The 10,884-nt window shown below is 69.6% G+C and carries 10 protein-coding genes and 1 pseudogene; 6 read left to right on the forward strand and 5 right to left on the reverse strand.

What is annotated here, in order from left to right:
* Positions 1 to 14: 14 nt before the first annotated feature.
* Positions 15 to 950 carry an aldo/keto reductase gene (locus ACZ63I_RS20355; RefSeq protein ID WP_469340380.1) on the forward strand — a complete coding sequence of 312 codons (936 nt, stop codon included), beginning with the start codon at positions 15 to 17 and terminating at the stop codon, positions 948 to 950.
* A gap of 33 nt (positions 951 to 983) precedes the next feature.
* On the opposite strand, the pseudogene ACZ63I_RS20360 reads toward ACZ63I_RS20355, so the two are convergent.
* Positions 984 to 1,397, reverse strand: a pseudogene (locus ACZ63I_RS20360) (FAD-dependent oxidoreductase); the annotation flags it as partial.
* A 60-nt stretch (positions 1,398 to 1,457) separates the two neighbouring features.
* Between ACZ63I_RS20360 and ACZ63I_RS20365 the strand changes: the two are divergent.
* From ACZ63I_RS20365 to ACZ63I_RS20380, 4 genes are all read left to right on the forward strand, one after another.
* Positions 1,458 to 1,703 (forward strand): hypothetical protein, encoded by a 246-nt coding sequence (locus ACZ63I_RS20365; RefSeq protein ID WP_469340534.1) that lies wholly within the window; start codon positions 1,458 to 1,460, stop codon positions 1,701 to 1,703.
* 122 nt (positions 1,704 to 1,825) lie between these two features.
* Positions 1,826 to 2,095: a GlsB/YeaQ/YmgE family stress response membrane protein gene (locus tag ACZ63I_RS20370; protein ID WP_328584685.1), complete on the forward strand. Its 270-nt coding sequence runs from the start codon at positions 1,826 to 1,828 to the stop codon at positions 2,093 to 2,095.
* 156 nt (positions 2,096 to 2,251) lie between these two features.
* Positions 2,252 to 2,824, forward strand: coding sequence for a dihydrofolate reductase family protein (locus tag ACZ63I_RS20375; protein ID WP_469340381.1), 573 nt, complete (start codon positions 2,252 to 2,254; stop codon positions 2,822 to 2,824).
* 177 nt (positions 2,825 to 3,001) lie between these two features.
* Entirely contained in the window at positions 3,002 to 4,003 is a 1,002-nt protein-coding gene (locus tag ACZ63I_RS20380; protein WP_469340523.1) for a DMT family transporter, read from the forward strand.
* Positions 4,004 to 4,054: 51 nt separating this feature from the next.
* Here ACZ63I_RS20380 and ACZ63I_RS20385 read toward each other — a convergent pair whose 3' ends face one another.
* The 4 genes from ACZ63I_RS20385 to ACZ63I_RS20400 form a co-directional block, all read right to left on the reverse strand.
* Positions 4,055 to 5,767 carry a methyltransferase gene (locus ACZ63I_RS20385; protein WP_469340382.1) on the reverse strand — a complete coding sequence of 571 codons (1,713 nt, stop codon included), beginning with the start codon at positions 5,765 to 5,767 and terminating at the stop codon, positions 4,055 to 4,057.
* Positions 5,768 to 5,905: 138 nt separating this feature from the next.
* Positions 5,906 to 7,069 (reverse strand): 4-hydroxybenzoate 3-monooxygenase, encoded by a 1,164-nt coding sequence (locus tag ACZ63I_RS20390; RefSeq protein WP_469340524.1) that lies wholly within the window; start codon positions 7,067 to 7,069, stop codon positions 5,906 to 5,908.
* A 183-nt stretch (positions 7,070 to 7,252) separates the two neighbouring features.
* Entirely contained in the window at positions 7,253 to 8,359 is a 1,107-nt protein-coding gene (locus ACZ63I_RS20395) for a glycoside hydrolase family 43 protein (RefSeq protein ID WP_469340383.1), read from the reverse strand.
* A gap of 103 nt (positions 8,360 to 8,462) precedes the next feature.
* Positions 8,463 to 9,668: a glycosyltransferase gene (locus ACZ63I_RS20400; protein WP_469340384.1), complete on the reverse strand. Its 1,206-nt coding sequence runs from the start codon at positions 9,666 to 9,668 to the stop codon at positions 8,463 to 8,465.
* 202 nt (positions 9,669 to 9,870) lie between these two features.
* Here ACZ63I_RS20400 and ACZ63I_RS20405 point away from each other — a divergent pair, with 202 nt between their 5' ends.
* On the forward strand, positions 9,871 to 10,575 hold the full coding sequence (locus ACZ63I_RS20405) for a glycosyltransferase family protein (RefSeq protein WP_469340385.1): 705 nt from the start codon (positions 9,871 to 9,873) through the stop codon (positions 10,573 to 10,575).
* Positions 10,576 to 10,884: the final 309 nt, after the last annotated feature.

Genomic DNA, 10,884 nt, shown 5'->3' on the forward strand with positions numbered 1-10,884 from the left:
AAAGGAAAACGGCCGTGAAGACCTTCACCCTGCCCGGCACCAAGATCGTCGCCCCGAACGTGGTGCTCGGCTTGATGCGTATCGCCGACAAGACCGACGACGAGATCCGCGAACTCGTACGCACCGCGCGTGACGCGGGCATCGACTTCGTCGACCACGCCGACGTCTACGGCAGCGAGCTGCACGAGTGCGAACGCCGCTTCGCCGAGGCGCTGGCGCTCAGCCCGTCGCAGCGCGACGAGTTCACGATCCAGACGAAGGCCGGAATCGTCACGGACGGGCCGTACTTCGACTTCTCGTACGAGCACATCGTCAAGTCCGCCGAGGCATCGCTCGAAGCGCTGCGGACCGACCACATCGACATCCTGCTGCTGCACCGCCCCGACGCGCTCGTCGAGCCCGAAGAGGTGGCCCGCGCCTTCGACGAGCTCGAATCGTCCGGCAAGGTGCGCGCCTTCGGCGTGTCGAACCACACCCCGCGCCAGATCGACCTGCTGCGCAAGTACGTGCGTCAGCCCATCGTGGCCAACCAGCTCCAGCTCTCGATCACCCACCAGCCGATCATCGCTCAGGGGGTCTCCGCGAACATGCTCGCGGAGCAGCAGTCGGTCACCATCGACGGCGGCGGGATCGTCGACTACTGCCGCCTGAACGACATCACCGTCCAGGCGTGGTCGCCCTTCCAGGCCGGCTTCTTCACGGGCGTCTTCCTCGGCTCGCCCGACTACCCCGAGCTGAACGCCGTCATCGACCGGCTCGCGGGACAGTACGACGTCCCGCCGATCGCGATCGCGACCGCCTGGATCACCCGTCACCCGGCGCAGATGCAGGTCGTGCTCGGCACCACCAGCCCCGAGCGCGTCGCGGGCGCGGCCCAGGGCTCGGAGCTCCCCCTCACCCGGGCCGAGTGGTACGAGCTGTTCCGCGCCTCGGGCCACCTCGTTCCCTGAGTCCAGCCGCATCGCTGACGGCGGCGGCGACGCTCACGACGCTTCCTCGGCGTCGTTCATCATGGCGATCCAGCTATGGGGCGCGTCGTCGCCGAGCATGATGGCGTAGATGTCCTCGCCTCCGTCTTCGGCGGCGGCGCGCCGGAACATCGCCTGCTCGTACGCGGCCAGCGCGGCCTCGATGTCGTCGGGGTGCGCTGCGATGGCCTGGCCGAGTTCGGCGCCGTCCTGCATGGCCGTGTTCGCGCCTTCGCCGTTCGGCGGCGCGAGATGGGCGGCGTCACCGATCAGGGTCACCCCGGGAACGCGGTCCCAGCGGTGCCCGACCGGCAGCGTGTAGAGGGGACGTACGACAGGCGCGGTGTCGCTGTCGGTGATCAGGGCGGTCAGCTCGGGCGCCCACCCCTCGAACTCGGCAGCGACCCGCGCCGACACAGCAGCAGAACGGGCATCCTCGGCGTCGCCGGGCAGAACGCCGCCAACGCCCGCGCGCTCGCCAGCAGCAAGATGGACCGGGCGGCGTTCCTCGCCTCCGTCGCAGAGCGGTGGGCGCGGCTCGACCCCGCCAGATACCCGTTCGTGTACAACGCCAGGACGCACCTGCGCGAGCACGACGACCGAGCGCAGTTCCTGGCCGGGATCGATCTCATCCTTGTCGGCATCGAGACGGTGCACGGCGCGGGCAAGGACAGCGGCTCGGACGGGGACAGCGGCACAGGCAAGGACAGCGGCTCGGGCCACTCGCCTCGCTGACGAACCGTGGCCTCCGCGATCCGACCGTCGCACAAAAGTCTTGTGTCCCGGCGTTTGAAAACGCCGGAGCGGTACAGACGGTGTTCTGACACAGCCTTTATACGACCAGGTAGGAGACGTTCATGGGCATCATTGCCTGGATCATCATCGGGTTGCTCGCCGGCCTCATCGCCAAGGCGCTGATGCCGGGCAAGGACCCGGGTGGCATCATCATCACGATGCTCATCGGCATCGCGGGAGGTCTCCTCGGCGGCTGGCTCGGCAAGGTCATCTTCGGCGTCGACTCCATAGACGGCTTCTTTGACCTCTCCACCTGGATCGCCGCCATCATCGGCTCGATCATCCTGCTCATCCTCTACCGGGTGATCACCGGAAACCGCCGCCACGCCTGACCCCGCGTCGGTACACCTTCCGCGAACGGCTCCGCCCCCGAGGGCGGAGCCGTTCGCATGTCCCGGGCAGGCGGCGGCCGATGAGTTCCGCCATCATCGGCAGTCAGAGTCATCGTTCTGGCACGCAGGCAGGCACGTGACATGGAGGAACCTGAAATGCGCACCTTGATCAGCACCGCCTTCATCTCGCTGGACGGCGTCGTGGAGGCCCCGGGCGGCGAGCCCGGCTACCGGAACGCCGGATGGACCTTCAAGGAGGTCGAGTTCCTCCCCGAGGCGTTCGAGATCAAGGGCCGGGAGCAGCAGGAAGCCGCCGCCATGCTGATGGGCCGGACCAGCTACGAGAGTTTCAGCCCGGTGTGGCCCGACATGCCGGACTTCGCCGACTACAAGGCGATGCCGAAGTACGTCGTCTCCACCACCCTCGGCGAGGACGACCTGGTGTCGAACTGGGGCGAGACGACGATCCTGCGCTCCCTCGACGAGGTCGCCGCGCTGAAGGAGACAGAGGGCGGCCCGATCATCGTCCACGGCAGCGCGACCCTGAACCAGGCCCTCTCGGACGCCGGCCTGATCGACCGCTACCACCTGCTCGTCTTCCCGCTGCTGCTCGGCGCGGGCAAGCGGCTCTTCAGCGCGGCGGACAAGGACACGCAGAAGCTGAAACTGGTCGAACACGAGGCCTACGCCAACGGCCTGCAGAAGAACGTCTTCGACGTCGTCCACTGACACACGCACCCGCCCCCGTACGGCACCCGCCCCCGTACGGCACCCGCCCCCGTGCGGCACCCGCCCCGTGCGGAAGGCGCGCCGTGCGGCACCCGGCCGGCGCAACGCGTCCCGCCCGGCGTCGGGTCGGAAATCCGCGAGCCTTCTTTTCGGCGGCTCCCTAGTCTGTGCGGCATGATGAACCCGCTTCGTGCCCAATCGCCTCACCGTCGCGCGCAGTTGCTCGCGGCCGGCGCTGCGGTCGTGACCGTCTGCCTGTGGGCCTCCGCCTTCGTCTCGATCCGCAGCGCGGGCGCCGCGTACGCGCCGGGGGCGCTCGCGTTGGGGCGGCTGCTCGCGGGGGCCCTTGTGCTCGGCGCCGTCTGTGTCGTACGGGGTGAGGGGCTGCCGCCGCGCGGGGCCTGGCGCGGGATCGTGCTGTCCGGCGTGCTGTGGTTCGGCCTCTACATGGTGGTGCTGAACTGGGGCGAGCAGCAGGTGGACGCCGGTACGGCGGCGCTGGTGGTGAACATCGGCCCGATCCTGATGGCGCTGCTCGCCGCGCGGCTGCTGGGGGAGGCGATGCCGTCCCGGCTGGTGGCGGGGATGGCGGTGTCGTTCGCAGGCGCGGTCGCTGTGGGCCTGTCGATGTCCGGTGACGGCGGTTCCTCGGTCCTGGGCGTCCTGCTGTGCCTGGTCGCCGCCGTCGCGTACGCCGGAGGTGTCGTGGCGCAGAAGCCGGCTCTGGGACACGCGAGCGCACTTCAGGTGACGACGTTCGGCTGCCTGGTCGGGGCTGTGCTCTGCCTGCCGTTCGCCGGTCAGCTCGTCCACGACGCGGCCGACGCACCCGTGTCCGCGACGCTCAACATGGTGTATCTGGGCGTCTTTCCGACCGCGCTCGCGTTCACGACCTGGGCGTACGCCCTTGCCCGTACCAGCGCGAGCCGCATGGGCGCGACGACCTACGCGGTGCCCGCCCTGGTGGTCCTGATGTCCTGGCTCCTCCTAACCGAGGTCCCGGGCCTTCTGACGCTTGCGGGCGGGGCACTGTGCCTGGCGGGCGTGGCGGTTTCCCGCTCCCGGCCCCGGTCGGGAGCGGCAACGGAGCCAGCAGTACGAGAAGGTGACACCACGTCAGGTGCGACGCCCCACGCCGGGGCGGCTACTGGTAGCAGCCGCCCCCGCACAGGGGAGTGAACACCGCCCGTGCCGGTCCCGGGCCACCGGGTCTCTCCTACCGGGACTCTCCTACCGGGTCTCTAGAGCTTGGGTCGGGCCGTCCGCCGGCCCGGTCCTCCGTACGTGCAGCACGCTCCCGTCCAGAGGCAGCGGCGCCACGCCCACCAGGGTGAGGCCCGCGTCGGCGAACAGCCGGGCGTAGTGGTCGGCGCGCCGTTCGCGGCCGCCGACGTTGCACATCATGTGCAGGTCCCAGGCCGTGGCCAGCGACGCCGAGCCGTCGGTGGGCAGCACACGTTCGACGACGAGCAGATCGGCCGTGTCGGACATCGCGCGGGCGCAGTAACGCAGAATCTCCCGGCAGCGGTCGTCGTCCCAGTCGTGCAGGACGCGCGACAGGACATAGACGTCGCCGTCGGCGGGTACGTCCGCGAAGTCGCCCGCATGGAAGGCGCATCGCGCCGCGAGGCCGGCCGCTTCGAGGCGGCGTCGGGCGGTCTCGACGGTGTGCGGGCGCTCCAGCAGCAGGCCGTGCAGGCGCGGGTGTGCGGAAAGGATTCGCCCCAGCAACTCGCCTTCGCCACCCGCGATGTCGACCACGGTGGCCCCTTCCGCAGCCGCACTGAGGACCGGGTGTGCGGGCAGCGGATCGAACATCCGCGAACCGGCGGCCATCGACCGGTCGAAGAGTTCGGCGAGTTCGGGATCGCGGGCGAAGTGGTCGAAGTGGTTCTCGCCGAAGCGCAGTTCGAAGGCGACCTGTCCGGTGCGTACGGTGTGCCCGAGACCGGCGAAGGACTCGTAGAACGGCCCGCCGTACATCAGCGCCAGCGGCCGCATCGACCCTTCGGCGTTCGCGCGCAGCAGCCCGCCGGTGTCCGTGAGCCGGAAACCGTCGCGGTCCTCGCCCACCACGCCGAGCATGGTCAGATAGCGCAGCAGCGTGGCCAGGTTCGGTGCCAAGACACCGACCTCACGCGCCAGTTCCGCCACGCCGACGCCGCGCTCCGCGTCCATCGCCTCGGCCACTTCCAGCCGCGCGAACGCGGACAGGGCCTGCGTCGTCCACGCACCGGTCAGCAGGCGCAGCAAGGTCTCGGCGGGCTGCCGCGTACGGTGCGCTTCGAGGTGGGCGGCCAGGACGTCGCGGTGGTCGCCGGGGACGTACAGCTCCACACGCCGGTACCCGGCCTTGGCCTCGGCGGGCGCGGTGAAGTAGAAGACCGTGCCGTTCTCGTGCGGGTTGTAGCCGCCGCCGTCGGGGGTGGCGCCGTACCGTCCGAAGGTCGCGCACAGGCCGCGCAGCACCAACGGGTCGGCCGCCTCGATCTCGAAGGCGACATGCGCCTCTTGCTGCCGCTCCCGCTCCTGCGCGGCGACCGTGCCGAGGTCCGAGCCCGGCGGTACGGTCAGCGCGAACACCTCCACCATCCGCCGGGCCCCGTCCGGGCACTCCACGGCGGGCCGCAGAATACGGACGTCCAGCGCGTCCGCGGACCGGTGGTGGCGTACGGCGAGACGCTCGCGCACGACGACGCTCGGCCGCGGCGGCACGTCGGCGACAAGCCCGCAGTCGGCGAGCGCGGCGTCCAGCGCCGACTCGTCGGGCGGGAAGACGAGCAGCGCCGCGTGCGAGAAGTCGCAGCGCTCCGCCAGGGCCCGCAACTCCGGTCCGTCGAGCCCGGGAAGCAGCAGCGGAAGCAGTGTGTCGGTGCCCTGTTCCTTGACGAAGTCGACCGTCGCGCGCAGGCGGGACGTATCGCCCGACAATGCCGTGATCATTGCGGGGGGATCCTCATTCCGGAGTTCGGATGTACGGATGTACGGATGTACGGATGTACGGAAACGGATGCGCCTGCGCAAAGACGTACGCACAGACGTAGATACGTACGTACGCGGGTGCGGAGTGGGAACGACGGGCTAGACGCCGACGTAGTGCTCGGCGAACCAGTCCTGCTGACTGCGCGAGGTGCGCAGCGAGGTGAGGCGGGAGCGGCGCAGGGAGTTGTGGAACAGCGACTCGCCGTCGGCGCCGGACGGGCCGTGCAGCAGCCCGATCATCCAGTGCGAGAACTCCTGCGCGCGCCAGATGTGCGTGAGGCACCGCGCCGAGTAGGCGTCAACTCCGGTCGGATCCGCGACCGTAAGGTCGTCGGTCAGCGCGTCGGCCAGTACCGCCGCCTCCAGAACCGCGAGGTTGGCGCCCTTCGCGGCGGACGGGCTGATCAGACCGGCGGCGTCGCCCACGAGGAACAGCGCCCCGTGGCGCAGCGGTTCGAGCACGTCCGACTCCAGATCGACGACGGAACGCTGCACGACGCGTCCGCGGCGCAGCGGGCCGTACTCCAACGCCCGCATCCGCAGCTCCAGTTCGTCCCAGATCCGCTCGTCGGACCAGGCGTCGGCCGGGGCACCGCGGTCGTACTGCAGGTAGTAGCGGGTGATGTCGCTGGTACGGGCCATGTGCCCGGCGAACCCGCGCTCGTGCACCGCGTACCCGACGGCGTCCAGACTGGGCGGCGCCTCGGCGAGCAGTCCGAGCCAGGTCACTCCGTGATCGCGGTGGTGGCGAACCGTTCCGGCAGGGAGCGAACGGCGGGCCGCGCCGTGCCGCCCGTCGCAGCCGGCCACGTACCGCGCCCGCCACAGGCCGGGCCGCCCGTCGGACTCGCGCACGGCCACCTGGGGCCGTGCGCTGTCGGCGTCGCGCACGGCCACGGCCTCGGTGTTGAAGCGGAGCTGTCCGCCGCGTTCCAGGAACCGCGTCAACAGGTCCGTCACCAGATGCTGTTGGGGGTAGACGGTGTGCTGCTCACCGTGCCCGAGCTCGCTGTAGTCCAGCCGGAACCGGCCGTCCTCGGTGCGGAACTCGCAGGTGCTGTGCGGCTGTCCGTGCTGGTGCAACCCGTCGGCGAGCCCATGCCGCTGGAGGATCCGTACGGTGTTGGCGGCCAGGAACCCGGCCCGCGCCCGCGTCTGCACATGGGCGCGCTCGGCCCGTTCGAGAACGACGCAGTCGATCCCCCGATCCACCAGGATGTTGGCGAGCACGAGCCCGGCCGGCCCGGCACCGAGGACGACCACATCGGTCGCGTGGTCGGCGGGTTGATGCCGACTCTTCCTGTCTGTCACGGAACCAGATACTAAGCAGGCTAAAGTGAATGTTCGCACCGAAATCACCTGAATGCCGAGCCTGAACGGCAAAGAGATCACCAGACCGGACCGCGCCGTGCGGGCGGTCACATGACAGGGCCGGGTCAGCGGCCGTCACTCGAAGAACTTGAGGCTGAACCCCACGGTGCTGGTGGCGCCAGGGACGTTGGCCCGGCGGTAGGTGGTGTTGCCCCACCAGACGGCCGTGCCGGTGTACCAGTAGCGGTTGGCCCACGAGTACGGCGTGCCCTTGGCGACCGCGTGGAACATGGTCGGGAACCGGTTGCCGGCCGGCGGACCGGCGGCGGCGTCACCGCGCGGCAGCACGAACGTGTGGTGGCCGGGGCCGTCGACGTTCAGCGTGGTGTCCCAGCCCGACATCATGGACGGGGCGTACGAGCCGAACAGGCAGCCGTTGCTCTTGTACCAGTCCCACACGTACGTCGGATCGCCGCCGGCCCGCAGCCGCAGGTCGGCGATGCAGTACTTGTCGCTCCAACTGCCGTTGGCGGAGTACGTGATGTGCAACTGCCCGTTGGGGTCGACGATCGGCTCGGGCGCCTCGTTGATGTACGGGTTGCCCACGACCCGTTCCCACGACTCGCGCGGCTGCGAAATGACGTAGCGGGCCCCGGTGGCGGCGGTGGGACTGCTCATCCTGGCGATGTACAGGTTCTGCTCGACGTTGGTGTCACCGGCCCAGCCGGACCATACGAACCAGCGCTGGCCGCCGAAGGTGAACGGCGCCCCGTCGATGGCCCACTTGTCGTCGGGCAGCGCGACCTTGGTGGCGCCCGAGTAGCCGGTGTCCGGACTCGCCGAGCTGATGTGGTACATCCGGTGGGCGGCGCCGGTGCCGGCCCCGAAGTAGATGCGGTACTGGCCGTCGTACTGCACGATCTCCGGGGCCCAGACCTCCCCGAGCTTGCCGGTGTCGTTCCACACCTGATGCTTGGGCGCGGTCGCGATGCCCTCCAGGGTGGACGCCGTGCGCACCGCGATGCCGCCGTCCACGGACTTGGCGGCGACGTAGAGATCACCGACCTTGATGACGCTCGGGTCGGCGCCGCCGAGGGAAGTGCGCCCGAGCGCGGACGATTCGCCGTCCGCCGCGGCGGTGACGGCCGAGGCGGTCCCGGAAGAAGCCGCCGTTTGCCCGAGGGCCAGTGCGCCAACGAGAAACAACGGAGCGATGCCGGCGAGCCATCGGGTGGGGGCCATCAGGTTCCTCCTGGTCATGTCCGCGCCAAAGAGTGCTTCTCGGATCATCCCCCTGTGGTGAACGACCGTAAACGAGTTGGCAGGCGGGTCGTACCGGCTCCGCTCATCCGAGGCCCTGGAGCAGCAGGTTGGCGGCCACCGCCGCTCCGTCGGTGCGGATCTGGGTGCCCAGAGCCCGTGCCCGCGTCCGGGTCTCGGGGGCCAGGGCCGTCTTGAACGCGACCGACAGCGACTCGGTCGTCGGATCCGGACCGTCGTGCGCGGCGCCGATGCCCAACTCCGCCACCCGGCCGGCCCAGTACGGCATGTCCGACATCTGCGGAGGCACCACGACCTGGGGCACACCCGCCCGAGCGGCCGTCGTCGTCGTACCCGCGCCGCCGTGGTGCACCACGGCCGCCAACTTGCCGAACAAAAGCTGCTGGTTGTGCTCGCCGATCGCGAAGCAGTCCTCCCGGCCGGCTACCAGGTCCAGGTCCGCCCAGCCGCGTGAGACGAGGGCGCGGTGGCCTCGCGCCCGGATCAGCTCGACGGCGCTGCGGGCGGTGTCCTGCGACGGGTGCATGCTGCCGAAGCCCACGTAGACCGGGGGTGTGCCCGCCTCCAGGAACGCCACCAGGTCGGCGGGGAGCGGGCGTTCGTCCGGCAGGGTCCACGCACCTGTCTGTACGACGTCGAGGCCCGGGGTCTCCCGCCACGGTCCGAGGACCGGATCCGCCGCCAACCACGGGCGGTCGGTGACGACATGGTCCCGGACGCTGTCCACCGGTGGCAGGCCGAGCGAGGCGCGGTGGCGGTTGAGCGGCTCGCGGAACTGCGCGTTCACGTTCCGGGCGTCGACCTCCCACAGCGTTTGGTTGTCGTGCGAATCCGACTCCGGCCAGCCAGGGCGCGGCGGCGGCCGGTGTCGCGGCGACGGCAGGTTGACCGCCGAATAGCTCGCGTACACGTAGCGGATCCCCGCGGCCTCGGCCACGGACCGCGCGGCGATCTGCGCCAGCCCTGCCGCCACCAGTACGTCGCATCCGTCGGCCGCCGTCGGGAAGATCTCGAACTGTCTGGCAACCATCTCGTCCCGGTACCGGGACAGATCCGCCGCCGACGGCAGAGTCGCCCCGCGCATCAACTCCCGCACCGGCGGCCCGACCGGCACCAGTCGTACGCCGAGACCTGCCAGCCGCCGCGCGAACTCCTCGTCGGGCGGGGCGCACATCCGCACCTCCGCGCCGAGCGCCCGCAGCCGCACCGAGAGTGCCACCAGTGGTTCGACATCGCCGCGCGTCCCGTATGTGGACAAGAGCACCCGCATGGTGCGTCCTCCTTCGTCAGTCCGATGAGCCAACACGGCTGCGCAGGTGTTGACTTCCGCCTCCTGGGTAGCGTTGCGCGTAGCCGCCAGGCCGTCTCGGCACCGTGCCTTCCCGACCGACACCGCGACGTCGGCCCCGGGCTGCCCAGAGCAGGCGAGGCGCGCAAGGTTCCCGATCGTCACCACACCCTGGAGCCAGTCGATGCACAGTTTGTCCGCGCCCATCCCTGATGTTTCGATTATCTTGCCCTGCGCCGGATTCGCCACGCGCTTCGGGGCGCCGTACTCGAAGGAACTGCACTGCCTGTCTCCTGGGGTCACCGTGCTTGACCGCAGTTTGGAGGCCGCTGTCGAACTGGCGAAGAGCGGACTCAACGTACGGTTGGTCGTGGTATTCAGGACGCACAAGCTGGACACGGTCAGTTATCTCGCGCGCTACGCCGAAATGTTTCAAATAGTTTTCGTCTACCAGGACGAGTCGCTTGAATCGGGGCTCGACGGTGCGATCCGGTCGGGTCTGCCGATGGCGCAAGGGCCGGTTGCCCTCGTCCTGCCCGACATCGTCGTCAGCGGCGAGGGTAGTGCCGGCAGTCTTCTCGCCGCAATGAGACAAATTGGCAGAACGGGCTGGAGCGTCGTGGCCGCCGAAGAGCTGGACCCCGACACGCTAAGGCAGATGGGCGCGCTGGCGGTGATCGAGGAGGGCGGCGTGCTGACGGTCAAGGCGGCGGTCGACAAGCCGGCGGATCCCTCGGGCTACAACGCGTTCTGGGGCATGGTGATGGCCTCCGAGCAGGAGGCCCACCGGTTGCCCGACGTGGTGAGCGAGGGGGTGGACAGTCCGCTGGCCGGGGCTGTCGCCCTCATGGCGGAGCGAATCGTGAACTACAACACAACAGGCGGCTGACTGCGGTGTGACCCGCAATGCCGGAATATCTCCTTGTTGGCGGCCCCTTGTTCCAGGATCAGGGGAAAGGCGGGTAATCGCCCCGGCACCGAAGGCCGCCTATTGACATGTCCCGCGCCCTTGATCAATCATATGCGAAGACGTTCCGCGACGTTCCGTCAAAAGATTGTGTACACGACCGGCCAGAATCGCCGAACGGGGAGCAGCCCTATATGGGGCCGCAGGTGAAGGCCGGAGTCACCGATTTCTTCGGGTGGCAGCGAGCAATGTCCCATGTTGTTTCCGCGTTTCTCAAACCCAAAACTCCGT

Source organism: Streptomyces sp. NPDC087906 (genome assembly GCF_055584925.1).